Source organism: Nocardia heshunensis (assembly GCF_054782115.1).
Window position 1 is genome coordinate 573860 of the sequence record NZ_BAAGTC010000004.1, and the last position, 24135, is coordinate 597994.

The window sequence follows — 24135 nt, forward strand, 5'->3', positions numbered from 1 at the left end:
CTAAGTGGTAGTTTCGCATACATGAATGTGGCTCGTCCGCGCCGCGGATTCCGCCGTCACTCGCCACGGGTGGCAGGTCAACGCATCCTGATCACGGGTGCGGCCAGGGGGATCGGGGCGGCCCTCGCCCGTCAGCTGCACGCCCACGGCGCGCATGTCGCCCTGCTGGGCATCGAGGAGTCGCTGCTGTCCCAGGTCGCGGCCGAATGCGGCGACGCCCCCTGGCGCTACTGCGATGTCGGCGACCCGGCGCAGGTCCAGCGCGTGGTCAACTCGCTCACCGCCGAACTCGGCGGGCTGGACGCGGTGGTGTGCAATGCCGGTATCGCCCGGCAACTTTCGCTGCTCGGCGGTGACCCGGCCGTCCTGGAGGAAACCCTCGCGGTCAACGTCCTCGGCGTCTACTACACGCTGCGTGCCGCCGGACCGCATCTCGCGCACCGCGACGGTTACGTCCTGCTCATCTCCTCGCTGGCCGCGGCCATCCATTTGCCGCTGGCCGGGGCCTACAGCGCCTCCAAGGCAGCCGTCGAGGCGCTGGGCGACACCCTGCGAATCGAATTGCGCCACACCGGAGCCCGGGTCGGCATGGCCTATTTCGCCGAACTCGACACCGAGATGACCAGCCGCGGCTTCGGCACCGAGGCGGCCCGCAGCATTCTGGGCCGCTCCACCGTCTCCGGCATCGCCCCGCTCGGCCCGGCCATCGACGCCTGCGAACGCGCGCTGGCCAGGCGTTCCCGCCGCATCGTCTCGCCCTATTGGGTGAGCATGGTGCTGTGGTGTCGCCCGCTGGCGCAACGTCTGGTGGACTACTCCTTACGCGGCGGGGTGGCCGGGGGTCTCGAGATCGCTCGCACCGAACCGACGGGCTTCACCACCGAACAACCGGCCCGGACCCGCAGAATGAGAAAGCTCGCCTGAACCGACCGAGGCCAATGGAGTCCACGCAATGCCCGATTCGGCAACTCGCCAACTGCCCCGCGGCCGCCACGGCCTGCCGCGCGAGACCGTGGTCGCCGCCCAGCGCGACCGCATCCTGCTGGCCATGGCCGAGGCGATGACCGAGAACGGTTATGTCGGAACGCCGGTGGCCGCGGTCATCAAGCGCGCGGGCGTCTCCCGCGAGACCTTCTACGAGCAGTTCCGTTCCAAGGAGGACTGTTTCGAGGCCGCCTACGAGCGGGCCGTGGAACTCATGCTGACCGGCGTGCTGGCCGCGACGGGTGCGGAATTCGACGGTGAGACCCGCACCGAGCGGATGGGCCGCCTGCTCGGCGCCTACCTGGACGCGCTCGCGGGCCAGCCCGCCTATGCCCGGCTGTTCCTGGTGGAGGTCTACGCGGTCGGCACCGAGGCCATCGCGCGGCGCACCCAGATGCAGGAAACCTTCGTGGCCATGGTCGCCGACGTGCTGGGCGCGGACACCGAATCCCAGCGCTTCGCCTGCCAGACCCTGGTGGCGGCGCTGTCGGCCATGGTCACCGCGCGCATCGCGGTCGGCGACCTGGACGGCCTGCGGGCCTTGCGTGCGCCGCTACTGGACCTCGTGCGGCGCAGCGGAGAACTGTTCGGCGATCCGGTGCTCGACGCCTGATCCCGGCTTGGCACCCCGGCGGCGCAGCAGGAGCAGCACCCCACCCGCGAGGGCAGGAAGCGCCAGCGACACCACCGCGGCGACCGGCGTGCCCAGTCCCTCGGCGAAGGCTTCCAGCAGCGTCAGCGCGCCGAAGTACAGGAACAGCAGCCCCGAGCAGACCGCGATGATCCGCTCCGGAATGTGCTTGCCGATGGTGACGCCGATCAGGATGGCCAGCCCGCCCGCGGCCACCATGCCCGCCACCGAGCCGATCCACACCGCGACCCAGCCGTTCTTGGTGGCCAGGGCCATGGTGGCGAACATGGTCCGGTCGCCGAGTTCGGCGAGCAGGAAGGCGGAGACGACCACCAGGAAGGCATTGCGGGACTTGGGTTCCGGCGCGACATCACCGTCGTCGTCGCCCGTGTGCAGGGTTTCGCGCAGGGTCCACAGACCCACGCCGATCAGGGTGGCGGCCGCGAAGAGGGAGATGACACCGGTCGGCAGGGCCGCACCGAGGAAGTGGCCGACGCCGACGGCGATGAGGTTCACCAGAATGCTCGCGACGGTGATGCCGGTCAGCACCACCCACCAGCGGTAGCGCAGTGCGAAGGTCAGGGCCATGAGTTGCGATTTATCGCCCAGTTCGGCGAGGAAGAGCACGCCGAAGCTCAGCAATATCGTGGCGATCATGAAGTGTCAGCTCCCAGGTTTCCGGCCTGTCGGCTGAATGCGGGGGCGCTTCAGCCGACACCGCACCGGTCAATCGGTTTGGTTTGTTCGGCCGAAGGTCTCGCCCACCGGAAAGATCTCCGGTCCACGCGCCGGACCCGGGAAGGATCAGTATGTCGACGGCGTGATTGGGGGCTACTCCCCTTCGCTCGCCGCCACTCTACTCCGGCAAACCGGGCGCGTGCAAACGACTGTCACCCAAATCGCAATGCGCGCAATAAGTTTGGCGATACTGCCGGAAGGTTTCGGTTACCCTTACGCAGCCAGCAGCATGGCCAGAACCGCGGTGTCGGGATCGCTGATCGGATCCACCCCCACCCGCGAAACCATCGAGGTCACCGTGCCGTCACTATCGGTTTCCACCCACGCCGCCCGATGTTCGAGTCCCAGATGCGGAACTCCCGGCAGCAGCAGGCAACCGGACGCCGCGCCCGTGCACTCCGGCAGCGAGGGCCGCGTCTCGCGCGGCGGATGCAACATGATCAACGCGGGTGGCACATGTGTGGCAAACATGCCCGGCCGCAAGCCTTCCGCCGTGCCGAGCACCGTGCCCTCCGCGATCACCAGCCCCACCATCGCGGGATCCGGGTCGTCCGGAAGTTCCTCGCGCGCCCCGAAAACCGTCGAGGTGGGCAACAGCCCCGGCATGCCCGCCACCCGCACGGCGAGCACCAATACCTGCGCCCATTCCTTGGTGGAGTCGGGCCAGCGCCCGGAGATCACGAAGCCCTGTAGCGAACCACGCGCGTGGAACGGCATGACGCCGATCTGACGATCCATGATGTGCCTCCCGAAATCCTCCACGGGGGCGGCTGTGCCCGGTGTTGCTGTTGTGAACACCAGGTTGTACCCGAACCGAACTGGCACACAAGTACCAAAGAGTGCTAGCACCCGACCCCCGGAAATGCGAAAGACCCGCGAACCATGCGGTTCGCGGGTCTCAGGCGTACGAACTGACCCGACCGGCAGGGCATCGAGGGCTGCGTCCTCAACTCCGTCCGGGGGTTTGGGGGCGTAGCCCCCAATGGCATCAGCCGAAGATCAGACCCTTGCCCTGCGCGACGGCCTTGGTGTAGCGCTCCTGGATTTCGGCCCAGTTCACCACGTTCCAGAACGCCTTGACGTAGTCCGCCTTGACGTTCTTGTACTGCAGGTAGAAGGCGTGCTCCCACATGTCCAGGCCGAGCAGCGGGATGATGCCGAGCGGCACGTTGCCCTGCTGGTCGGTCAGCTGGAAGGTGAGCAGCTTGTTGCCCAGGGTGTCGTAGCCCAGCCACGCCCAGCCCGAGCCCTGCAGGCCGTTGGCGGCCGCGGAGAACTGCGCGACGAACTTGTCGAACGAGGTGAACTCCTCGTCGATGGCCGCGGCCAGGTCGCCGACCGGCTTGTCGCCGCCGTCCTTCGACAGGCTCTTCCACCAGATGGAGTGGTTCACGTGGCCGCCGAGGTGGAACGCGAGGTTCTTCTCGTTCAGGAAGATGGCGGCGTGGTCGTCCTTGGCGCGCGCCTCTTCCAGCTTCTCGAGGGCGGCGTTGACACCGGCGACGTAGGCCGCGTGGTGCTTGGTGTGGTGGATCTCGTTGATCTGCCCGGAGATGAAGGGCTCCAGAGCCGAGTAGTCGTAATCGAGTTCAGGCAGCGTGTAAACAGCCACGATGTCCCTTTCCGTGTCGGGGCCGTGCGCCCCCGGGAAGTTCCGGGGGACACTCAACCATCATTCGTACACCCGCTCGTCTGCAACCGGGCTGCGTGCCCCCACATTCCGGCGGATGTATATCTTTCCCAACCTTTGGAATAGCGGTGATCGCAACATCATCGCCGGTCGTTGCTGGTCCCGTAGCATCGAGTCATGTCGTGGTACGACGAATTCGTCGGTCGTTTACGACTACCGACACCGACCATGGTCACCGCCGAGCAAGCCCTGCCGGGCCGCTCCGAACCATTGGTGGTCCCGAACCGGCACTACGTGATCGGCCATCAGATCTGTCCCCCGTTCCCGGCTGGGATGCAGACCGCGGTCGTGGCGATGGGCTGCTTCTGGGGCGCTGAACAGGGCTTCTGGCAACTCGAGGGCGTCTACAGCACCGCGGTCGGCTATGCGGGCGGATACACCCCGAACCCGACCTACGAGGAAACCTGTTCCGGCCGAACCGGCCACACCGAATCGGTCCTGGTGGTCTTCGATCCCGAGGTGATCGGTTACGCCGGAATTCTGCGGCAATTCTGGGAGAACCACGATCCAACCCAGGGCATGCGCCAGGGAAACGACCGTGGCACCCAATACCGTTCGGCCGTCTTCACCTTCGACGACGAGCAGTCGAAAGTCGCCGAGGAGTCCCGCAACGGTTATCAGGAACTGTTGACGGCGGCCGGATTCGGCGAGATCACCACCGAAATCGCGCCGCTGCCCGACCTTTCCGGCTTCTACTACGCCGAGGGCTACCACCAGCAGTACCTGGCCAAGAATCCCGGCGGCTACTGCCCAGACCACGGCACGGGCGTCGGTTGCCCGATCGGCCTGGGCGAGTAGCCCGTTCGCCTCGTCAGAGCGGCGGCACCACGTCCGGCCGCATGGCGCGCGGGTCGCCCGCGTCGTGGGCCTGCCACCAGCGGACGCCACCATCGATGAAGTCCTGCAACGGGATCGGATTGCCCTGTTTGTCGGTGACCACGGCCCCGTCGAACCACACCCGGACGTCGAGTTCGCGCGGGTCGATGCCCTCTTCCTGGGAGAACTCCATCATGTGCGCGCCCTCGGCGTCGCGCAGTTCCGTGTCGAAGCTGAGCAGCTTGCGCCACTGGCTCCAAGAGCTGTCGGACAGGTCGAGGAAGTCCCAGCCGTGCAGCGCGCCGCCGCCGAAGCTGTTGACGGCGTCGTGCAGGCCGTCGAGGGTGAGCGGGAGCACAACCGGTTCGAGATCGTCCCAGCGCTGGCGGCGCAGCGAGGCGGCGACCCGGCTGACCCCGGTGAGGGTCAGGTAGATGTCGCAGTACTCCGGCGGTGGACCGTCCTCGGGCAGGGTCAGCACGTCGAGTTCCAGCCGTAGCGTGCCGGCCGCCGTGTCGACGTCGATGCCGAGGCAGGTCGCCTCCGACAAAGCGAGGTTGAGTCCCTTGATGTCCAGGCCGTCGAGTAGCCCCCTGCTCACAGTCATAGCGCCAGGCTACCGATCTTGCCTGGCCCGGCCCAGGATTTCCGTTTTTCGGTAGTGTTGTCGTTTTTTTCGGGGCCGAATGGAACCGCGCGCCCACCTGCGGCGTCAGACTGGATGGGGCCTTCTGGGACAGAGGCGCCCAGGTCGGCCGCTCCGGAACGAGGAGGGGACTTCCGGATCGGCCGACCGGACGAATCGGTCGTCTATCAACCTGTGGATCAGGTTGTGGATTATGTGGATAACTCCCGAAACCAACCGTGTGCAGGTACGGAACTCCACGGCTCTCCCGCGCGCGTGGCAGGATCGAAACCGTGACGAACTCCCCTGTGCCCTCGGTGCCGATCGATGCCGTGCCTGCGGAATTCGATACCGCCGGCGTCGCGGGCGGTACCGCCCAGCTCCTGGACGTCCGCGAGGACGACGAGTGGCAGCTGGGCCGCGCGCCCGGCGCGATCCACATTCCGATGACCGATGTGCCGGCCCGGCTCGACGAGCTGGACATCGACGCCGAGATCTACGTTGTCTGCCGGCAGGGCGGCCGGTCCATCGCGGTGGTGGAGTATCTGAACGAGATCGGTTACGAGGCCGTGAATGTCGCGGGTGGCATGGTGGCCTGGCAGCAGACCGGTCGGCCGCTCACCGGTGACGGTCCCGAGGCGAAGATCTATTAGGCGCGGAGAGGTGCAGCGATGAACGGGGGACAGGTGCGATCGCGATCCACCGTCGTACAGCCGTGTGCCCGCTGCGGCGCGCGCTGGGCGGTGCAGGGCAAGCCCCTGCACTGGTGTCCACGCTGCCACGGCGTGCTGCTGTCACCGGCCCCCGTCGACGCGCCCGCCGACCGCCGCAACTACCGCTGGGTGGCCCGCCCGCCCGGCCGGAAAACGCATGCCGCGCAAGCCGCCCGGCGTCCTGTCGCGCTGGAGACCCCGCACTATCACCAGATTCCGCAGTGGGGTCTGCACGATCGCCCGCCTGCCGAGGCGATTGCGCCCCGCCGCCCACTGGCCGCGCTCACCGATCGGGTCGCCGTCGCACTGATGGCGACCGCGGGCCTCTTTGTGCTGGCAGCCCTGACCGAACTGGGCCGCTACGGGATTCTGCTGCGCAACCGCACCCGGTTGATCCAGCCGTGGCTGCTGTGGATTTCCGATGCGTCCGTGATCGTTTCCTCGGTGCTGGCCCCGGCGGCCGCGCTGGTGGCGGCGGTGGCGCTGGTCGGCTGGCTGGCGCAGACCCGCCGGGCCGCGTACGCGGCGGTGGGACAGGCGGATCCGCGCTCGCTGCGCACGCTGGTGCTGGGTTGCGTTGTCCCGGTGGCGAACCTGGTCTGGCCCGGCGTGTTCCTGACCGAGGCGGCCCGGCTGCGGATCGCCGAGGGCGCGGATCCGCGTTTGCTGCGCGAGGTCCGGATCTGGTGGGGCGCATGGCTGCTCAATGCGGTGCTGGTGCTGGTGACGGTGTGCTACCGATTCGCGAGTTCGCTGCAGGTGCAGGCCGACGGCGTGCTGGCGAGCCTGTGGACCGATCTGGTGGCCGCCGCGGTGGCCGTCGCCTCGCTGGCCCTGGTGCGCGGCTTCGCCGGATTGGATGTGCGGGGCCGTCCGAAGGCGCTGCGTCGCTGGGTGATCGCCACCGGGCCCGCCCGGCAGGTGATCGAACCGGTGTCGCCGGGGGTGACCGGGTCCGCCGGGCGCGCGCCGAGCGCGGCCGTCGGGAATGATGAGGTCACCGCAGAACAACAGGAGGTAGTGGCGAAGTGAGCCGGGCCAGTCGTGCGCCGTTCGTGGTTGCGCACCGGGGGGCGTCGGCGGCGCGACCCGAACACACTCTCGCCGCCTACGATCTCGCCCTGCAGGAGGGCGCGGACGGTGTCGAATGCGATATCCGCCTGACCCGCGACGGGCACCTGGTGTGCGTGCACGATCGGACCGTGGACCGCACCTCGAACGGGTCGGGCGCGGTCAGCGAAATGACCCTCGACGAGCTGAAGGCGCTGAACTTCGGTACCGCCGCCGAACCCGAGGGCGTGCTCACTCTTTCCGAGCTCATCGAGCTGGTGCTGGATTGGAAGAGTCGTCCCACCAAGCTCTTCATCGAGACCAAGCATCCGGTCCGGTACGGCGCGCTGGTGGAGACCACGCTGCTGGAAGAGCTCAACCGCTACGGCATCGGCGCGCCCGCCTCCGCGGATCATGCGCGCGCCGTGGTCATCTCGTTCGCGGCGACCGCGGTGTGGCGCATTCGCCGCGCTGCGCCCCTGCTGCCGACGGTGCTGCTGGGCGAATCCTCGCTCTACCTGACCGGCGGCGCGGCGGGCACGGTCGGCGCCACCGCCATCGGCCCCTCGGTCCGCACCCTGCGCGAGCACCCCGACCTGGTCGACAAGGCCGCCGCCGCGGGCCGCGCCACCTACGTCTGGACCTGCGACGATCCCGAGGACATCCAACTCTGCGCCGACCTCGGCGTGGACTGGGTCGCCACCAACCACCCGGCCCGCACCAAAGCCGTTCTCACGACGGCGTAAATCCCCCGCGCCAGTCGCGAGACGCTGTCCGGGCACCCTGTAGGTTTGCTCCTCATGGGTAAGAGCAAGCGCAACAGTCCCAAGCCGGACAGTAATCGGGCGCAGAAGCTGGCCGCCCGCCGTGCCGAGCAGGAGGCGGCGTCGCAGAGCGTGACGCGACCGTTCGAGGGCTTGGCCGCGGAATGCGATCTGGTCGCGCTGCGGGAGTTCGTGCCGTCGGCGACCGCGATCTTGAAGCTGTCGCCGAATGTGGCCGCCGAGCGGCCGGTCACCCTGGCCACGGTGCTGCCGGGCGCGGTCGCCGCGCTGGTGCGGGCCGGTGACGAGCCGGTCGGTTTCGTCGGCACGCAGGTGCAGTTCCAGTCCGGGGATCCGGCCGCCGATCTGGCCGCCGCGATCCTGTGGACCCAGGCCGCCGCGCCGGGCGAGTCGCTGACCGACGCGGATGTCGCAGGCGCGCCGCGGCTTTCGGAGGTGCTGGATCCGGGCGCGGCCCTGGACCTGACCGTGCACCAGGACTTCAAGTGGTGGGTGCCCGAGGGCGTCACCCCGGACCCGCAGGTGGCCGCCACCATCGAGCAGGCCAACCAGGCGATCATGCCGTCCGCCCGCCTGGAGCTGGGCGCGGACGCGGTCGGCGCGGCCTGGTGGGTGGACGCGGGCGAGAAGGCGCACGTGCGCTGGGTGCGGCCGGAGGACGAGGATCAGCTGATGCTGGCGCTGGCCCGCCTGCACGCGGCCGGTGATCTGCATCTGGGTGAGGGTTCGCGCTTCGCGGGCTCGTTCCGCACCCACGGTCTGCTGGTGCCGGTCTTCGATCTGGACCGTGAGCGGCACGCCAGCGAATGGGAGACTCCCGCACGCGAATTCGGTGCGAAGCTGGCCGCCGCGCTGCAGTCGGATGCGCCGTTGACTTCCGAGGAGCGCCGTTCCCGCGACGGGCTGCGTTCGCGTCAGGTCACGCTGCGCTGATTCTCGCGCTGCGCTGATTTCTTTATCCCGGGCCGTTCCCGCGTGGTTGAATCCACGTGGTGAACGGCCCGGTTTTTGTCAGAATTATTCTGAAATATATATGTTTTAATCGATATTCGGTCGGCACTTACCATGCACATGCAACAGGCCCGGTCCAGCGCAACGGACCGGGCCTGTGGTGCGCAATTACAGCGAGCCACCCGCTGCGTGCGGAGCGCCACCGGCGTCCTTGGGGCCACTCATTTCCCGCTGCACGAAATTCTCGAGATCGAACAGGTTGGCGCTCGCCCGCTCGGCGACGGTGAGCAGCGTCTTCATGGTGGCGACCTCTTCGACCTGCTCCTTGAGGAACCACTGCATGAACTGCTCGCCCTGGTAGTCGCCCTCTTCCCGGGCGGTCTTGGCGAGCTGCACGATCTGATCGGTGACCGACTGCTCCTGCGCGAGCGCCAGCGCCAAAGGCTCCTTGGCATTCGCGAACTGTGAAGTGGCCGAATCGATTCCGGGCATCTCGACGGCAATGTCCTGATCGATCAGATACTGCGCGATCATCATCGCGTGATTGCGCTCTTCGACGGCCTGCTTGTAGAAGTACTTGGCCAGGACCGGCAGATCGGCATTGTCGAACCACATCGCGACCGCGATGTACTGGTGTTCGGCATTGAATTCGTTGCGGATCTGGTCCTGGAGCAGGGCCTGGAACTTGCTGCGCTTCGTCTGGGTTCGGGTGGACATGCGGACGAGATTAATCCGGGTCATACCGCGTGTCATCCAAGCCCAGCCTTATTGAGCACAACCTAATTGAGGCAAGTATTGCCTAATTTCTTGCGTGATTCGGTTAACTCCCGACGGTCGTGATCAAATCCTGCGGCAGTTGTTGATCCTTGGCCAGCGCATCGAAGAACGCACTCGCTTTCGTCTTGTCCCAGAGCAGCACATTGCCACTGCCCGAGACATCCTCGAAGCCGCCGACCGGCACCGTGGTGGCGATCGGATTGTCGTTCAATGCCCGGCCCAGCGTCGCCAGATTCCAGATGTGCGCCCCGTTGTCGACCTTCAACGCCGCGGTCAGATCCCGCACCAGCGGCCAGGACCGGAACGGATTGACCAGGGTGGACGGACTGGCGGCCTTTTTCAGCAAGGCGCTGAGGAACTTTCGCTGATTGAGCATGCGATCCAGGTCGGCGCGCGGGGTCGCGCGCGAGCGCACGAAACCCAATGCCTCCGGGCCGGACAGCGTCTGGCAGCCCGCGGGCAGGTTGATACCGGCCAAGGGATCGTTCATGGGCGAGTCCAGGCACATCTGAATGCCGCCGACCGCGTCGACGATATTCGCGAACCCGCCGAAACCAATCTGCGCGTAGTGGTCGATGTGCAGGCCGGTCGCGCCCTCCACGGTCTTGACCAGCAGATTCGCGCCGCCGACCGCGAAGGCGGCATTGAGCTTGTCCTTGCCGACGCCCGGAATGCTGACGTAGGAGTCGCGCGGCATGCTGACCAGCGTCGGCCGCCCCGACTTGGGGATGTGCACCAGGATGATGGTGTCGGTGCGCTCGCCCTCGACATCGGAGGCGTCGCCGGTGGACAGTTGCTGTTCCTGTTCCTTGGACAGTCCCGCGCGGCTGTCGGAACCGACCAGAAGCCAATTCGTCCCGGGCGTGTCGCCGACCCGTCCCGAGTAGTTCGCGAGCGCGTCGATCCGGGTCAGATGGGTGTCGACATAGATGGCCGCGGCGACCGGCAGCAGGAGCAGCACCAGCAGCAGCGACAGGATCCAGCGGAACCAGTGCCTCTTCTTGCGCGGACGTGATCCGCGCGGCGGACGGTCGCCACCGCGACGGCGTGTGCCCGGGGGCGGTGGCGGCGGGGGAGTGCGGGGCGGACCGTCCGGACGCGGCGGGGCGTCGGTCCGGTGCGCGGCATCCGGGAACGGTTCCGGCCGCTGGGTGGGCGCGTATCCGGTCGGCGCCGATTCGCGGCCCGGGCCCCGATTGTCCTGCGGCGGAAAACGATTGTCGCCGGGCGGCCGGTTGCCTTGCGGCGGAACGCGATTACCCGGTGGTGGCATCCGATTGCCGGTCGGTGGCATCCGATTGCCCGGGGGTCGGGGTGGTGGTGGCACCTGTGAATACGCCAGGGGTGCGCCGGGTTCGTTGCGCCGGATCACCTGTGTCGGTTCCACACCGGGTCCGGAATCGGGCGATTGCCCGGAATTCGCCACGGAGCGCTGCGGGTACGCCGGGGGCTCGCCCGGGCGTCCCGGCGGCGGCTCCCGGCGCATCCGTGCAAAGTGCTGGGGGTCGTCGCCGTTCATCACTAGCGACAGTACCGACCGAGGCGCCCGCGTGGCTCATTCCGATTGCATTACGGCAGCCAGGAAACGTGTCCGCGCAGGAAGGTGTACCCGACGTAGGCGATCGTGTCGATGAGCGCGTGCGCCAGCAGCAACGGCCACAGCCGGTTGGTGCGCTGCCAGTAGCGTCCGAAGATCAACCCCATCACCACGTTTCCGAGCCCGCCGCCCAGCCCCTGGTACAGGTGGTAGCTGCCGCGCAGCAGGGCCGAGGCGAGCAGCGACCGGTTCTCGTTCCAGCCCAGCGCCCGCAGCCGGGTGATCAACCAGGCGACGACGAGGACCTCCTCGGCCGCCGAGTTCGCCCACGCGGACAGCACCAGCACCGGCAGCCGCCACCAGTGTTCGAGCGAACTGGGCACGATGGTGACGCTCACGCCCAGCGCGTGTGCCGTCAAATACAGTCCCAGCCCGGGGATTCCGATCACCGCGGCGAGCACCAGCCCCGGCAGCACGTCGGCGCGCCAGCGCAGCCGCCGCACCAGCCCGACCGCCCGCGGCGCGATTCCGCTGCGCCACAACAGGTACAGCCCCAGTGCCGCCCAGCCCAGCAGCCGGGCCACGCCCAGCAGCTGGAACAGCAGGTCGATGGTGGACTGCGTGGCTCGGGAGGCGTTCAGCGCCACCGTCTGCCCGCCCACCCCCTCGGGTGAGAGCGCGCTCTCCAGCAGTGACAGCGCCGCATTGGCCCCGCTCAGCCCGAAGGTGACGACCAGCACCACCGCGATCTCGAGTTTGATCGCCCGCCGCCCTTTTTCGGACGATTCGGGCGCGGGCCACGCGGGCGCAGGATCAGCCGAAACCATGCCGCCAATCTAGGCGGTCTCAGATGCGGTGCACGCCTCCGCGAAAGGGGTTGCCCGCCAGGGCGTGGACGGCGCGGCTGAGCGAGTCGATGTCGTCGGCGGGGTGCTCGAAGGGGATGCGGACGTCGTGGTCGGCGTCGACGGCTTCGACGCGCAGGGTGACGCCGTAGCGGTCGATGGCCAGCGGGTGGATGAGCGCGCCGCGGCGCAGGGCGTGCGGCAGGCGGCGGGCCATCCGGTCGATGACATCGGCGTGATCGGCCTGCAAGTGTTGCAGCCAGCCCGCTTCCAGCGCGCAGAAGGGATCGGGTCGGGCGTCCCGCAGTTGGTCGTGGTCGACCGAGTCCGCGCCGGATTTGTCGGCGACCACGGCGGAATCGATGACGAGCCGCAACAGGGTGGCGGTGTGGCCGACGTCGAGCAGCGCCGGGTGCGGGTGGTCCGCGGCGACAGCTCCCGCCAGGGCGCGCTGGGCGTGCGAGGGCACGGTATGCACCCAGCCGCGCAGCCACACCAGGGCGCGGATGCGCTCGCGCAGGGCCAGCGGCGCCTCGTCGGTGAGTTCCAGGACCGCGGGGGATCCGGCGGTGCCGCAGCCGAATACGAGTCCGGCGGCGGTGGAGTTCATGGGTACCGCGACCACGATGTCGCCGCAGTGCCGCAGCAGATGCACCGAGGTGGGTACCGGGTCGAGGCCGGGCAGGGCCAGCATCGCGCTGTCGGCGTGTGCGCAGGCGCTGTGCACGCGTTCGGCGGTAGTGGGTGCGACGACCTGGGCCGCGTGTGGCATACACACCTCCGGAATTGGAATTAGGTAAACCTAAGCTAAGTGACGTGGATCGCGCGCGCAAGTGGTACGTACCGGAGAACCGGATCGGGGGATCGCTACGGTGAAGTCGTGCCTCATGATTCGTCCCACGCGCCCGAGCCGGTCGCGCTGAGCCTGTCCGTCCCGCCGCGCCCGGCGCGCGGTCTGACCGAGGACCTGGTCCGCCCGATCTCGCCGGACGCGGGCGTCGAGGTGCTGGACCTGTCGCTGGAGGATGTGGCGGTCGCGGAATTCCTGGTGCGAATCGTGCACGGCGACAGCGGGTTCGTGGCTCATGCCGATTCCGGCGAGCGGGCGCTGGCGGGCATTGCCGCCACCGTCGCCGCGCTCATCGGCGACGACATCGGCGCGGCGCTGCGCACCCCGGACATCGCATTCCTCGCGGGCCTGCAACCGGCGGCGGTCGAGGCGCTGCGCGAGGTGTTGCTGGCGGTCGAGACCGCGGACGTCCCGGGCGTCACCGCGGCCCTGGCCGTACTCGGGTAGACGCCGGCCGTACTCGGGTAGCCGAACCCCCGGTGGGGGTGCGAAGTTACCCAGGAGTTGGCCAAAGTCGGGGGTGACCCCGCGCACGCAAGTAATGTCGTAACCGTGCCGCGTATCGCCTACTTCGGGCCGTCGGGAACCTTTACGGAGATGGCCCTCGCCAAGCTGGAGTCCCTCGAAGTCTTCGAGGGGCCGGTCGAGCGCGTCCCGGCCCCGAGCCAGGGCGCGGCGATCGAGTTGGTGCGCGCCGGAAAGGCCGAGGGCGCGGTGGTGCCGATCGAGAGCTCGGTCGAGGGTTCCATCGCGCCGACGCTGGATGCGCTGGCGCTCGGCCCCCGGCTGCAGATTTTCGCCGAGACCGATCTGGATGTGGCCTTCACCATCGTCGGTCGCCCCGGCCTCGCGATCGACGAGGTGCGGCGCATCGCGGCCTATCCGGTCGCCGCCGCGCAGGTGCGCATGTGGCTGGCGGTGAATATGCCGCTGGCCGAGATGTACGTGTCGGCCTCGAATGCCGCCGCGGCAGAAGATGTCGCTGCCGGGCACGCCGATGCCGCGGTGTCCACGTCGTTGGCGGGGCAGCGCCTGGGGCTGGCCACCCTGGCCGACGGTGTGGCCGACGTGGATCAGGCCGTGACCCGTTTCGTGCTGGTCGCCGCCCCGCGTCCCGCGCCCGCCCGCACCGGCACCGATCGCACCTCGATCGTGTTGGAGCTGGCCAACGAGCCCGGCTCGCTGATGCGCGCGTTCGCCGAATTCGCCACCCGCGGTATCGATCTCACCCGTATCGAGTCCCGACCGACCCGGACCGGCATGGGTACCTACCGTTTCTATCTGGACTGCGTCGGACATATCGACGACACCGCGGTGGCCGAGGCCCTGAAGGCATTGCACCGCACCGCCGCCCGGATCCGTTTCCTCGGTTCCTGGCCGGCCACCTCGGCCACCGGTACACCGCCGCCACCGGACGCACCCGCCGCGGCCTGGCTGGCCGATCTGAAGAAGGGGGTGGCCGACCTGTGACCGGCAAACTCATCCTGGTCCGGCACGGTGAGACCGAGGGCAATGTCGCCAAGATCCTCGATACCCGGCTACCGGGCCTACCGCTCACCGAACGCGGTGTGGCGCAGGCGAAGACCTTCGGCGCGAATCTGGCGAGCCCGCCGCAGCGGGTGTTCTGCTCCGCCGCGCTGCGCGCGAGACAGACCGGCGGCTATATCGAAGCCGCCACCGGTGTCGGGCTGGAGGTACTGGAAGACCTGCAGGAAGTGCAGCTCGGTGACCTGGAGGGCCTGAACACCAGGGCAGCGCACGAGGAGTTCCAGAAGGTCTATCACGCTTGGCATTTCGGCGATCTGGAGCTCCGGGTTCCGGGCGGCGAATCCGGTGAGGAAGTCCTCGCCCGCTATATCCCCGCGCTGCAACGCATTCGCGACGAATATCTCGCCGATCCGGCGTCCGGGGACGTCGTCCTGGTCAGCCATGGCGCGGCCATGCGTCTGGTGTCGCGCGAACTCACCGGTGTGCCACGGCTTTTCGCCGCCAACAATCACCTGGACAATACCGAGACGATCGAACTGCTGCCGTCCGCGGACGGGCTGTGGGAGTGCACCCGCTGGGGCCGCTACACCGCACCGTTCGGCGATGCCATCGACCCCACCGGCGACGACCCGATGGGCTGACGACCCCTAGGGGTTGGGGAATTCCGTTCGCAGCGGCAGGGATTCGAGCAGGCCCTGCATTGCCGAGCGGAAGCGGCCGGGAGTGCCGCTGGCGAACGAGGTCCATTTGGCGCCGTCGGCGGCGCTGGTGGTGATGGCGAGGAACCGCCCGTGCCGGGTGTTGTACACCGCGACATGGTTGTCGGCCACGTCCCGGGACCCATCCCCGTAGACCACGCCGACGATCTCCGCGTGCGAATCCACCTGCACCAGTGCCGATGCGATGGCCTGCGCGTCGCGGGCGGGATGGCACACCTTGGTCAGCCGCGCGGCCGTCGCGGCGGCATCGCCCGCGTCGTCGAAGATGGGCACCAGATCCGCGGTGGGAGCGTTCATTCCGTTCAGTTCCAGCGGTTCGGCCGGGCCGAGCGCGGCGAGTACGGTCCCGGCCAGATCGTGGCTCGCCTCGTCGAGGACATAGGAATCCGGTCCGCGCAGCGCCACCACCTCGAGGTCGTCGCCCTTGGCCACGCAGCACCGGTTGACCTGGCCCGCCACGTACCAGCGCACGGCCAGTACCCAGTGCGGCCGGTAGAGCACCCGCAACCGTTGCGCCAGTTCGGGATGCACCTGGTCGTCGTCGAGCAGGTCGCGTTCGGCCAGGGTGGTGGCCGCGGCCGTCATGGCGGCGTCGTGCTCGGCGGCATTGTCGTAGCGGCCCACGGCATTCAGCACCACGGGCAGCTCGTCGATCTCCAATGCCTCCAGCAGATACTGCATTTCGTCCAGCGACAGCGTCACCGAGCGCAGCAGCGACGGACCGCCGCCCGCGCCGAGGACGGTCACCGGTCGGCCAGCGGATCGCCGCCGATGACGGCGGGCGCGATGACCCGGCCGTCGGCGAACACCTCCGCCGAACGCCCGTAGTCCTGGCCGCGGTGCGACTCTTCCTCGTCACTGCCCTGGCTGCCCAGCAACGGGCTGGTGCCCGACGAGCGGACCGGGGTGGTCGAGGCCGGGGCGGTCGCCACGGCCACCGGTTCGGCCACGGACGCGACGGAAGGCGTTGCGCCACCCACGTTTCCGAGACCGTTGCCGAGGCCCGAACCCCAGCCGTCCGGCAGGCGCAGGGCGCCGCCGCCGTTGCCGATGTTCACCGAGGCGCCGCCGCCGTAGGACACGGCCTGCGTGGCCAGCGCCGCGCCGCCCGCACCGGCGGTCACGACACCCGCGCCCGCCATCGCGGGCACGCCCGCGCCGGGCAGTCCGGCGGTCTGGGTCACCGCATTGGCGATGCTCGTGATCGCCGTGGTCGCAACGTTTCCCGCGGTGGAGGCACCACTGGTGACCACCGTCCCCGCCACCTGCGCGACCTGGGACAGGGCGCTGGTGACGGCCGGATTCTGGACCAGGGCCGCGGCCGCGCCGAGCGCCGCCTGGATGGGATCGCCGCTGTTGCCGAAGGCGTCGCCGCCCGCATTGGCCGAGCCCGCGCCCATGGCGATGGGCGGCGGCATGAGGAATTGGGCGGGCGTGGCCACCATCAAACTGGTTGCCGCCTCATAGGTTTCCATCACCAGCGCGGCCCGGATGTCGAGGGCGAGCTTGGCGGCCTCGGCGGCTTCGGCGGTGCCGTTGAGCGCGCCGCCGCTGGAGTAGGCGGCCACCCGCGCGGTCTCCACGACCGCGATCTCGGGCAGGCTCGGCATGGCGATGGAGGCGACCGTGTAGGCGGTGGCATTGGCGGCGGCCTTGGCCGCCATGATGCCGGACAGGACCGCCTGCTGTTCGGCCCAGCCGGTGAAAACACCCAGGCGGGCCAGCACATTGAGTCCGTTCACGCCCTCGAGCCCGACCCCGATCTCGGCCATCACGCGTGCGACCGTGGTGGTGGCGTCCACCCAGGAGGCGGTGAGCGCGCTCCAGGCGGTGTTGGCGGCCATGATCGGAATGGCGTGCGCACCGGCATTGAGAGTGACGGAATTCAGTTCGGCCATGCGGGGCAGCCAGAACACCCCGGTGATTCCCAGCGTCATGCGTGTCTCTCCCCTTACACCTGGATCGCGGCCAGCCCGGCGGCGCGCATGGCGTCCTGGGCCAGATATTGGGCGAGCTGGCTGCGCAGGGTGGCGGCCGCGTGATGCAGCTCGAGAATGCCCTGGGCGACCGCATGGTCATGGGTGAACGCGGCGGTGTTGAAATGCGCTGCGGCGAGGAAGGACACCTCTTCGGTGCCGGAGGGGAGCACATGGGTCGCCGGTGCGGTCGCGCTCGCGGCGGCGGCCAGGCGTTCGGCGAGCAGGTCGAGTTCGAGGGACGCCGCGAGGATCACCTCGGGCTGCACGAGGACATGGCCAACCATGGATCGGGTTCCCTTCTACGTTCCACCCCGGTTATGAAGACTTGGACGCAGAGGTTTGCTGATCGGTTCCCAGCGCCGCTGTTCAGCCCCATCCCAGCTGATGGAGGCGCTCGTCGTCAATCCCGAAATAGTGGGCTATCTCATGAACCACGGTGATGGTCACCTCTTCGACCACTTCTTCTTCGCTGTCACAGATCTCGAGGATGGTGTCGCGATAGATGGTGATGGTGTCGGGCAGGCGGCCCGCATCGCCGAAGTAGTCGGGGTCGCTGGGCGGAACGCCGTGGTAGACACCGAGCACATCGGGGTCTTCGGGATCGCTGGGCTCGATGAGCACGACCACATTTCGGATCGCCTGTGAGAATTCACTCGGGATCCGGTCGAGGGCATCTGCGACCAGTTCCTCGAAGCGTGCGTCGGCCATGGTGACGGGCATGCCTACAGCATGCCCGTACTCACCGGTGGCTCAACGTGGCTGGGGGATAACCGGCGGGGCCGCGCCGGGCAGCGGCGGCGGGGTGTAGCGGCCGTTGTTGGGCGGCGGCACCGGGGCCTGGCCGTCGATCTGGATGTCGCCCTTGGCCCCGCCGGTGATGGTGGCGAAGCCCTCCTGGTCCGCGCCCTTGCCGACCATGCAGTTGAGGCTGCGGGATCCGGCCAGCCAGCTGCGGGCGTCGAGGGCATCCCAGAACAGGGTCAGCGTCTTGTTGCGCAGTGCGTCCGGCGAGCCGAGGTAGTCGGCGGCGTCCTTGGCGCACTGGTCTTCCATGAACTTGTCCTGATCGTCCTTCGAGGGCGGGCCGCCGTTGAAGTGGGTGGCCAGGTCCACGGTGGAGACGATCTCGAAGGCGTGCGGCTGGGTGCAATCGACCGGGTCCGTCGGCAGGTTGGACTTGATGCCGATGCAGGTGCCGATGTCGTAGACCTTGGACTGGTTGATGTCGCGCACGCTGCCGGTAATGGGCTTGGTGGCCACGCCCTGGCTGCCGGAGACCTGCAGACCGCAGCGCAGCGTGCGCTCGCCCGCCTTCCAGCCCGCCTCACCCGGATTGATCAGGCCGACAACGAATTTGCCGCGCGGGTCCAGCTTGCCGCCGAGGTATTCCTGGGCGGCGCTGACGCAGTGCTCGTCGCGCAGTTCGGAGAACCGCAGCGAGTCCGGGAAGCGGGAGCCCGGCCCGAACTCCTTGCCCGGGTACTTGCTCAGGTCGACGTCCGCGGTGACCTCGAACAGGTGCTTGCCCGCGCAGTCCACCTTGGTGAGGTCGCCCGCATTGGACTTGGTCCAGGTCAGGCAGTCGCCTTCCTTGGCGGTGCCGAAGGCCGCGCCCGCGACCGCGCCGGTGGGCTGAGCCGCACCGGGCGCGTGCGCCTTGACCCGATTGGAGTCGAAGCCGTTGGACACGAACATGGTGATGAGCACGGCCAGCGTGACACCGACCGCCATCGCCAGCAGCCCCCACCGCACCGTCGACGCGGACAGCGGCCCGTTCTTGTCGAGCTTGGACTCCATGGCGCGCAACGGAGTCAGCAATCGATCCAGCGCCGTCGGCTTGCGACGGTTGGGCGGCCCGGGGCGCTGCGAGTTCGGAGGCGCGGGCCACTGCGGAGGCATCTTTTGCTCAGGCATCGGTGCCCATCATTGCAGTGCCCTCCCACCCACGCCACGAACCACCGGCATTGCCGCTGATCTTCGCACCCCCGGAAGCTCTTACGACAGGATCAGATCCGCCGCCTTCTCGCCGATCATGACCGCGGGTGCGTGGGTGTGGCCGCGCGTGATCACCGGCATGACCGAGGCGTCGGCGACGCGCAGGCCCTCGATACCGCGCACCCGCAGTTGCGGATCCACCACGCTGGTCTCGTCCTTGCCCATGGCACAGGTACCGACCGGGTGGTACAGCGTGTGCGAATGGTCCTCGAGGCAGCGCCGCAGCACCTCCTCCATCGGGGTGTCCGACGGGACGGCGGGCTGCATGAGTTCGCCGATGTGCTCCTTCAGCGAAGGCTGATGGGCGATTTCGACGCATTGCCGCAGACCCGCGAGCAGCGCGGCACGGTCGGCCGGTTCGGCGCAGTAGCGCGGGCTGATGCGCGGCGCGGTGAACGGATCGGGCGAGGCGAGGGTGATGCTGCCGATGGATTCGGGCTTGAGCAGCACCGCGGCGAAGGTGAGCGCGTGCCCGTCGGGATCGCCGAGGCCCTCGGCGATATACGGCGCGGGCGCGAAGATGAGTTCCAGGTCGGGCAGGTCGAGATCCTCGCGGCTGCGGGTGAACCCGTACGCCTCACCGACATTCGAGGTCAGCTGCCCGCGCCGCAGCACCAGGTAGTTGGCGAGTTCGAGCAGGTTCTTGTCCGCGCCGAAGAGGCTGCCCGCGCGGGTGCGGTAGACGATGGGCGCGGCCAGGTGGTCGCGCAGGCCGCGGCCGACCTCGGGCAGGTGGTGCAGGACCGGGATGCCGAGCTCCTGCAGCCGGTCGGCGTCGCCGATGCCCGACAGCATGAGCAGCTGCGGGCTGTTGATGGCCCCGCCGGAGAGGATGACCTCGCGCTTGGCGCTGATCTGCTTGGTCTCCCCGCCGATCTTGAATTCCACCCCGATGGCGCGCTTGCCCTCGAACAGCACCCGCGTGACGTGCGCGTCGGTGATGGCGGTGACATTGCGGCCCTGCTGGCGCGCGGGCCGCAGGTAGGCGTCGGCGGTGCTCCAGCGCGCGCCGCGCTTCTGCGTCACCATGGTCTGCGAGAACCCTTGCGGCCGATCGCCGTTGGCGCGCTCGACCGGGTATCCGGCCTCGGCCGCGGCCTGCAGGTAGGTGTGGGTGAGGGCGCGCGGGCTGCGCTGCCCGGAGATGTGCAGCGGACCCTTGCGACCCTCGCCGGGCTCGCTGGCCTCCTCGACGGTCTCCAGTTTCTGAAAGTAGGGCAGCACGTTCTCGAAGGACCATTCCGGTCCGGCGTAGCGACCCCACTCGTCGTAATCGGCGGCGAAGCCGCGCACCCACATCATGGCGTTCATGGAGGAGGAACCGCCGAGCATCTTGCCGCGCGGCCAGTACACCTTGCGGTCGCTGAGTTCGGGCTGCGGCTCGGTGCGGTAGTTCCAGTCGTATTCGGTCTGGAAGAGCTGGTTGAACGCGGCGGGGATGTGGGCGAATTTGTCCTTGTCCTCCCCGCCCGCCTCGAGGACCACGACGCTGGTGCCGGGCCGTTCGCTCAATCGTGCGGCCAGTGCCGCCCCCGCGGATCCGGCTCCGACGACGACGAAATCGGCGGTATGCGGGGTGTATTGGGTCATCGTGACTCCTCCGAAAGACCACGGCGCAGCCACTGCCGGGCTGCCTGCCGTCCCATACGGCTAACCCTAGGGCGGAAATCGGCCGGTCGTGGGGTGGTTGGCCGGACCTACACGAAATCGGGTAGCGGGCCCCGACTAGGCTCAATACCCATGATCGACCTTCGATTCCTGCGGGAAAACCCGGAAGCGGTTCGTGCGTCGCAGCGTGCTCGCGGTGAGGATCCGTCCCTGGTGGACACCCTGCTCGAGGCGGATGCCGCCCGTCGCGCCGCGGTTGCGACGGCCGACAACCTGCGTGCCGAGCAGAAGACGCTGGGCAAGAAGGTCGGCAAGGCTTCCCCCGAGGAGCGGACCGAGCTGTTGAAGCACGGCCAGGAGCTCTCGGCGAAGGTCAAGGAGGCCGAGGCCGCCGAGAACGCCGCCGACGCCGACATGGTCGCCGCCCAGCGCGCACTGTCGAATGTGGTGCAGGAGGGCGCGCCCGCCGGTGGCGAGGACGATTACATCGTGCTCGACCACATCGGCACCCCGCGCGAATTCGATTTCGAGCCCAAGGATCACCTGGATCTGGGTGAGTCGCTGGGCCTGTTCGATATGGAGCGCGGCGCGAAGGTCTCGGGTTCGCGCTTCTACTTCATGACCGGTTACGGCGCACTGCTGCAGCTGGGTCTGTTGCAGTTGGCCGCGCAGAAGGCGACCGCCAACGGCTTCACCATGATGATCCCGCCGGTGCTGGTGCGCCCGGAGATCATGCAGGGCACCGGCTTCCTGGGGCAGCACTCGGCCGAGGTGTACCACCTCGAGGAGGACGACCTGTACCTGGTCGGCACCTCGGAAGTGCCGCTGGCGGGCTATCACTCGGGCGAGATCCTGGATCTGAGCGAGGGCCCGAAGCGCTATGCCGGTTGGTCGTCGTGCTTCCGTCGCGAGGCGGGCAGCTACGGCAAGGACACCCGCGGCATCATTCGCGTGCACCAGTTCGACAAGGTGGAGATGTTCGTCTACACCACGCCGGATCAGGCGGACGCCGAGCACAAGCGGCTGCTGGCCTGGGAGCAGGACATGCTCGCGGCCATCGATGTGCCCTACCGCGTCATCGATGTGGCGGCCGGTGATCTGGGCAGCTCGGCGGCCCGCAAATTCGATTGCGAGGCTTGGGTTCCCACCCAGCAGACCTACCGCGAGCTCACCTCGACCTCGAATTGCACGACGTTCCAGGCGCGTCGGCTCAATGTCCGGTACCGCGACGAGAACGGCAAGCCGCAGACCGCCGCGACCCTGAATGGCACTTTGGCGACAACCCGCTGGATTGTCGCGTTGCTGGAAAACCATCAGCAAGCCGACGGTTCGGTGCGGGTGCCCGCTGCGCTGGTGCCTTTCGTCGGTACCGACGTGTTGAAGCCTCGCTGAGTATTCGCTACTCGGCGTGGCTTATTCCGGCGGTTGTGTCTACTGCTGGCTGCGCTTATGTCTAGGCTAGGCAGCGTGCGAGGAATCGGGTCTCGCGGCGATACCCGAACCCGGGTGCGGGCGGCATCGGCGCTGGCGACGGCAATGGTCATGGCTCGGACCACCGGAGCGTTCTATGTCATGGGCGGGCTGCTGGGCCTGATCCTGACGGCCGTCGCTCCGGGTGATGAGGGCAATCGGCCGCTGGTGGGTGTGGCGGCTTTTGTCGCGCTGCTGTTGGGTATCAGCCTGCTCATCTGGGGTCCGCGGCTGCCGCATTCGGTGCATCACGCCTATGTGGCGACGGCGACGGTCCTGGTGACCGTTGCGGTGCACTGGTTTCCGAATACGGTCGGCGCGATCAGCCTGGCGGCGTTCTATGTGTTCGTCGCCTGTGATGCCGCCATCTTCTTCTCCTGGCGCTGGCTGGGCGCGCACCTGGCGTTCGCCATCGCCTGCTGTCTGTGGGTGGTTCCGTCGCGCGGGCTGCCCTGGTGGTCGGGCCTGATTCCGGCGGGCATCACCTTCGGGATCGGCATCGTGGTCGGCATTTTGACCCGCATGGCCTCCGACGCCGATATCGATGTGCTGACCGGGCTGCTGAATCGGCGCGGCTTCGATCGGGCGCTGAGCAATGCCATCGCGCACGCCACTCGCACCGGTCAGGGACTGGCCTTGGTGCTGGTGGATCTGGACCGCTTCCAGAAGATCAACGATCACCTCGGGCACCGAGCGGGCGACGCGGTGCTGCAACGCGTGGCCGACACCTGGTCGAAGCTGCTCGGACCGGATCAGCGGCTGGCCCGCTACGGCGGTGACGCGTTCGCGCTGTTGCTGCCCGGCACCACCGAGCAGGCCGCGATCCTGTTGACCGAGGAGCTGCGCGCGGCGGTCACCACCGGCTGCTCCGCGGGTGTGACCTCCTGGCAGCCGGGCGAATCCGGTTCGCTGTTGGTGTCGCGCGCGGATGTGGGTCTGTATCGGGCCAAGCAGGCGGGCCGCAATCGCACGGTGCTGGAGTCGTCGCGGCAGCTGCCGCTGGCGGTGGAGCTGCGCGAGGCCATCGACCGCGGCACCCTGGACGTGCAGTATCAGCCGATCGTCTCGCTGTCGGACGGTGCGACCCGCGCGGTCGGGGTGGAGGCGCTGCTGCGCTGGTCCTCGCACGCGCAGCCGGACGTGACCACCGAGGGCCTGATCCGGGTGGCCGAGGAATACGACCTCATCTCCGATCTGGACGAGCTGGTTTTGCGCCGCGCCTGCGCGGACGCGGCCCGGCTGCAGGAGACCTTCGCCCAGCTGGATCTGACTTTGAACGTCAATGTGAGCGGCCTGGAACTGGCCGAAACCGAGTACGCCGACCGGGTTTCCGGCATCCTCACCGAAACTGGCTGGCCCGCCGAGCAACTCGTGCTCGAGGTGACCGAATCCGAGCTGGCCGCCGAATCCGAGACGGCCATCGCGAACCTGCACAAGCTGCGCGAGCGCGGCGTGCGGATCGCCATCGACGATTTCGGGACGGGCTACTCCTCGCTGAGCCGCCTGGCCACGCTGCCGTCGGACATCCTCAAGGTGGATCAGTCGTTCGTGGCGGCCATCCGCTCCGATTCCCCCGCCCCGCCGCTGCTGGGTGTGATCGCGGCACTGAGCAAGTCACTGGATCTGCAGGTCATCGCCGAGGGCGTGGAAACCGAGTACCAGGCCGCAGTGCTGACCGAGCTCGGTTTCGCGCTGGCCCAGGGCTACCACTACAGCGATTCGCACCCGGTCTCCGAGCTCATCAACGATCTCAACGACCGCCACGGCCTGGTCGGCGCGGCGATCTCGGACGGCGAGCCGAACACCAATGGCTGGATCCCGATGGACAATCCGCTTGACGGGGGAGCACCCGGCGCGCAGGGTTGATCACATGCGTTTGCTCGT

26 protein-coding genes are annotated in these 24135 nt (G+C 68.3%); 12 read left to right on the top strand and 14 right to left on the bottom strand.

Annotation, left to right across the window (positions count from 1 at the left end; translation table 11 throughout):
* The first annotated feature begins 21 nt into the window (after positions 1-21).
* Complete coding sequence (locus ACYVN4_RS15255) at positions 22-924, top strand: SDR family NAD(P)-dependent oxidoreductase (protein WP_460721495.1); 903 nt, start codon at positions 22-24, stop codon at positions 922-924.
* A 28-nt stretch (positions 925-952) separates the two neighbouring features.
* On the top strand, positions 953-1597 hold the full coding sequence (locus tag ACYVN4_RS15260; protein WP_460721497.1) for a TetR/AcrR family transcriptional regulator: 645 nt from the start codon (positions 953-955) through the stop codon (positions 1595-1597).
* Here the strand turns inward: ACYVN4_RS15260 and ACYVN4_RS15265 are convergent.
* The 3 genes from ACYVN4_RS15265 to ACYVN4_RS15275 all read right to left on the bottom strand — a co-directional run bounded on the left by ACYVN4_RS15265 (position 1538) and on the right by ACYVN4_RS15275 (position 3965).
* On the bottom strand, positions 1538-2272 hold the full coding sequence (locus ACYVN4_RS15265) for a TMEM165/GDT1 family protein (protein ID WP_460721499.1): 735 nt from the start codon (positions 2270-2272) through the stop codon (positions 1538-1540). The genes ACYVN4_RS15260 and ACYVN4_RS15265 overlap by 60 nt on opposite strands.
* 294 nt (positions 2273-2566) lie before the next feature.
* Positions 2567-3091 carry a peptidase gene (locus ACYVN4_RS15270; protein ID WP_460721501.1) on the bottom strand — a complete coding sequence of 175 codons (525 nt, stop codon included), beginning with the start codon at positions 3089-3091 and terminating at the stop codon, positions 2567-2569.
* Positions 3092-3341: 250 nt separating this feature from the next.
* On the bottom strand, positions 3342-3965 hold the full coding sequence (locus ACYVN4_RS15275; protein WP_379359299.1) for a superoxide dismutase: 624 nt from the start codon (positions 3963-3965) through the stop codon (positions 3342-3344).
* Positions 3966-4160: 195 nt separating this feature from the next.
* Here ACYVN4_RS15275 and msrA point away from each other — a divergent pair, with 195 nt between their 5' ends.
* On the top strand, positions 4161-4841 hold the full coding sequence (gene msrA, locus ACYVN4_RS15280) for a peptide-methionine (S)-S-oxide reductase MsrA (protein ID WP_460721503.1): 681 nt from the start codon (positions 4161-4163) through the stop codon (positions 4839-4841).
* 13 nt (positions 4842-4854) lie between these two features.
* Here the strand turns inward: msrA and ACYVN4_RS15285 are convergent, their stop codons facing one another.
* A complete protein-coding gene (locus ACYVN4_RS15285) occupies positions 4855-5466 on the bottom strand; it encodes a hypothetical protein (RefSeq protein ID WP_460721505.1) in 612 nt (203 codons plus the stop codon).
* Between the two features lie 311 nt (positions 5467-5777).
* On the opposite strand from ACYVN4_RS15285, the gene ACYVN4_RS15290 reads away from it, so the two are divergent.
* From ACYVN4_RS15290 to ACYVN4_RS15305, 4 genes are read left to right on the top strand one after another with little or no spacing between them, the layout of a single operon-like run.
* On the top strand, positions 5778-6137 hold the full coding sequence (locus ACYVN4_RS15290; RefSeq protein ID WP_460721507.1) for a rhodanese-like domain-containing protein: 360 nt from the start codon (positions 5778-5780) through the stop codon (positions 6135-6137).
* Positions 6138-6155: 18 nt separating this feature from the next.
* Positions 6156-7229 carry a DUF4328 domain-containing protein gene (locus tag ACYVN4_RS15295; RefSeq protein WP_460721509.1) on the top strand — a complete coding sequence of 358 codons (1074 nt, stop codon included), beginning with the start codon at positions 6156-6158 and terminating at the stop codon, positions 7227-7229.
* On the top strand, positions 7226-7993 hold the full coding sequence (locus ACYVN4_RS15300) for a glycerophosphodiester phosphodiesterase (RefSeq protein ID WP_460721511.1): 768 nt from the start codon (positions 7226-7228) through the stop codon (positions 7991-7993). The genes ACYVN4_RS15295 and ACYVN4_RS15300 overlap by 4 nt, the downstream gene beginning before the upstream one ends.
* 54 nt (positions 7994-8047) lie before the next feature.
* Complete coding sequence (locus tag ACYVN4_RS15305; protein ID WP_460721513.1) at positions 8048-8965, top strand: DUF5926 family protein; 918 nt, start codon at positions 8048-8050, stop codon at positions 8963-8965.
* Between the two features lie 186 nt (positions 8966-9151).
* On the opposite strand, the gene ACYVN4_RS15310 is transcribed toward ACYVN4_RS15305, so the two are convergent.
* From ACYVN4_RS15310 to ACYVN4_RS15325, 4 genes are all read right to left on the bottom strand, one after another.
* Positions 9152-9700 carry a ferritin gene (locus tag ACYVN4_RS15310; protein ID WP_379359306.1) on the bottom strand — a complete coding sequence of 183 codons (549 nt, stop codon included), beginning with the start codon at positions 9698-9700 and terminating at the stop codon, positions 9152-9154.
* A gap of 103 nt (positions 9701-9803) precedes the next feature.
* Positions 9804-11033, bottom strand: coding sequence for an LCP family protein (locus ACYVN4_RS15315; RefSeq protein ID WP_460722677.1), 1230 nt, complete (start codon positions 11031-11033; stop codon positions 9804-9806).
* Positions 11034-11329: 296 nt separating this feature from the next.
* Positions 11330-12124, bottom strand: a complete 795-nt coding sequence (locus ACYVN4_RS15320; protein WP_460721515.1) for a CPBP family intramembrane glutamic endopeptidase — start codon at positions 12122-12124, stop codon at positions 11330-11332.
* 19 nt (positions 12125-12143) lie between these two features.
* Complete coding sequence (locus ACYVN4_RS15325) at positions 12144-12914, bottom strand: DUF2470 domain-containing protein (RefSeq protein WP_460721517.1); 771 nt, start codon at positions 12912-12914, stop codon at positions 12144-12146.
* A gap of 108 nt (positions 12915-13022) precedes the next feature.
* On the opposite strand from ACYVN4_RS15325, the gene ACYVN4_RS15330 reads away from it, so the two are divergent.
* The 3 genes from ACYVN4_RS15330 to ACYVN4_RS15340 all read left to right on the top strand — a co-directional run bounded on the left by ACYVN4_RS15330 (position 13023) and on the right by ACYVN4_RS15340 (position 15121).
* Positions 13023-13439, top strand: coding sequence for a hypothetical protein (locus tag ACYVN4_RS15330; protein ID WP_460721519.1), 417 nt, complete (start codon positions 13023-13025; stop codon positions 13437-13439).
* Positions 13440-13544: 105 nt separating this feature from the next.
* Positions 13545-14462, top strand: a complete 918-nt coding sequence (pheA, locus tag ACYVN4_RS15335) for a prephenate dehydratase (RefSeq protein WP_460721521.1) — start codon at positions 13545-13547, stop codon at positions 14460-14462.
* On the top strand, positions 14459-15121 hold the full coding sequence (locus ACYVN4_RS15340) for a histidine phosphatase family protein (RefSeq protein ID WP_460721523.1): 663 nt from the start codon (positions 14459-14461) through the stop codon (positions 15119-15121). Before pheA ends, ACYVN4_RS15340 begins: the two co-directional genes overlap by 4 nt.
* A 6-nt stretch (positions 15122-15127) precedes the next feature.
* Here the strand turns inward: ACYVN4_RS15340 and ACYVN4_RS15345 are convergent, their stop codons facing one another.
* From ACYVN4_RS15345 to ACYVN4_RS15370, 6 genes are all read right to left on the bottom strand, one after another.
* A complete protein-coding gene (locus ACYVN4_RS15345) occupies positions 15128-15946 on the bottom strand; it encodes an ESX secretion-associated protein EspG (protein ID WP_460721525.1) in 819 nt (272 codons plus the stop codon).
* Entirely contained in the window at positions 15943-17136 is a 1194-nt protein-coding gene (locus ACYVN4_RS15350; protein WP_460721527.1) for a PPE domain-containing protein, read from the bottom strand. The genes ACYVN4_RS15345 and ACYVN4_RS15350 overlap by 4 nt, the downstream gene beginning before the upstream one ends.
* A gap of 14 nt (positions 17137-17150) precedes the next feature.
* Positions 17151-17462 (bottom strand): PE domain-containing protein, encoded by a 312-nt coding sequence (locus ACYVN4_RS15355; RefSeq protein ID WP_452397863.1) that lies wholly within the window; start codon positions 17460-17462, stop codon positions 17151-17153.
* An 82-nt stretch (positions 17463-17544) separates the two neighbouring features.
* The gene (locus ACYVN4_RS15360; protein WP_460721529.1) at positions 17545-17898 is read right to left on the bottom strand and encodes a metallopeptidase family protein; all 354 of its coding nucleotides are present in this window, start codon (positions 17896-17898) and stop codon (positions 17545-17547) included.
* Positions 17899-17928: 30 nt separating this feature from the next.
* On the bottom strand, positions 17929-18975 hold the full coding sequence (locus ACYVN4_RS15365) for a septum formation family protein (RefSeq protein ID WP_460722679.1): 1047 nt from the start codon (positions 18973-18975) through the stop codon (positions 17929-17931).
* A 198-nt stretch (positions 18976-19173) separates the two neighbouring features.
* The gene (locus ACYVN4_RS15370; RefSeq protein ID WP_460721531.1) at positions 19174-20763 is read right to left on the bottom strand and encodes a GMC family oxidoreductase; all 1590 of its coding nucleotides are present in this window, start codon (positions 20761-20763) and stop codon (positions 19174-19176) included.
* A gap of 150 nt (positions 20764-20913) precedes the next feature.
* Here ACYVN4_RS15370 and serS point away from each other — a divergent pair, with 150 nt between their 5' ends.
* A complete protein-coding gene (gene serS, locus ACYVN4_RS15375) occupies positions 20914-22173 on the top strand; it encodes a serine--tRNA ligase (RefSeq protein ID WP_460721533.1) in 1260 nt (419 codons plus the stop codon).
* Positions 22174-22248: 75 nt separating this feature from the next.
* Positions 22249-24117, top strand: a complete 1869-nt coding sequence (locus ACYVN4_RS15380; protein ID WP_460721535.1) for a putative bifunctional diguanylate cyclase/phosphodiesterase — start codon at positions 22249-22251, stop codon at positions 24115-24117.
* Positions 24118-24135: the final 18 nt, after the last annotated feature.

Excerpts from the sequence above, each read along its gene's own strand:
- ACYVN4_RS15350 (WP_460721527.1), bottom strand. The coding sequence starts at position 17,136 with ATGACGCTGGGAATCACCGGGGTGTTCTGGCTGCCCCGCATGGCCGAA.
- ACYVN4_RS15355 (WP_452397863.1), bottom strand. The coding sequence starts at position 17,462 with ATGGTTGGCCATGTCCTCGTGCAGCCCGAGGTGATCCTCGCGGCGTCC.
- ACYVN4_RS15295 (WP_460721509.1), top strand. The coding sequence starts at position 6,156 with ATGAACGGGGGACAGGTGCGATCGCGATCCACCGTCGTACAGCCGTGT.
- ACYVN4_RS15320 (WP_460721515.1), bottom strand. The coding sequence starts at position 12,124 with ATGGTTTCGGCTGATCCTGCGCCCGCGTGGCCCGCGCCCGAATCGTCC.
- ACYVN4_RS15260 (WP_460721497.1), top strand. The coding sequence starts at position 953 with ATGCCCGATTCGGCAACTCGCCAACTGCCCCGCGGCCGCCACGGCCTG.
- ACYVN4_RS15370 (WP_460721531.1), bottom strand. The coding sequence starts at position 20,763 with ATGACCCAATACACCCCGCATACCGCCGATTTCGTCGTCGTCGGAGCC.
- ACYVN4_RS15360 (WP_460721529.1), bottom strand. The coding sequence starts at position 17,898 with ATGCCCGTCACCATGGCCGACGCACGCTTCGAGGAACTGGTCGCAGAT.
- serS (WP_460721533.1), top strand. The coding sequence starts at position 20,914 with ATGATCGACCTTCGATTCCTGCGGGAAAACCCGGAAGCGGTTCGTGCG.
- ACYVN4_RS15325 (WP_460721517.1), bottom strand. The coding sequence starts at position 12,914 with ATGCCACACGCGGCCCAGGTCGTCGCACCCACTACCGCCGAACGCGTG.
- ACYVN4_RS15315 (WP_460722677.1), bottom strand. The coding sequence starts at position 11,033 with ATGCCACCACCGGGTAATCGCGTTCCGCCGCAAGGCAACCGGCCGCCC.
- ACYVN4_RS15255 (WP_460721495.1), top strand. The coding sequence starts at position 22 with ATGAATGTGGCTCGTCCGCGCCGCGGATTCCGCCGTCACTCGCCACGG.
- msrA (WP_460721503.1), top strand. The coding sequence starts at position 4,161 with ATGTCGTGGTACGACGAATTCGTCGGTCGTTTACGACTACCGACACCG.
- ACYVN4_RS15310 (WP_379359306.1), bottom strand. The coding sequence starts at position 9,700 with ATGTCCACCCGAACCCAGACGAAGCGCAGCAAGTTCCAGGCCCTGCTC.
- ACYVN4_RS15365 (WP_460722679.1), bottom strand. The coding sequence starts at position 18,975 with ATGGAGTCCAAGCTCGACAAGAACGGGCCGCTGTCCGCGTCGACGGTG.
- ACYVN4_RS15265 (WP_460721499.1), bottom strand. The coding sequence starts at position 2,272 with ATGATCGCCACGATATTGCTGAGCTTCGGCGTGCTCTTCCTCGCCGAA.
- ACYVN4_RS15285 (WP_460721505.1), bottom strand. The coding sequence starts at position 5,466 with ATGACTGTGAGCAGGGGGCTACTCGACGGCCTGGACATCAAGGGACTC.
- ACYVN4_RS15270 (WP_460721501.1), bottom strand. The coding sequence starts at position 3,091 with ATGGATCGTCAGATCGGCGTCATGCCGTTCCACGCGCGTGGTTCGCTA.
- ACYVN4_RS15305 (WP_460721513.1), top strand. The coding sequence starts at position 8,048 with ATGGGTAAGAGCAAGCGCAACAGTCCCAAGCCGGACAGTAATCGGGCG.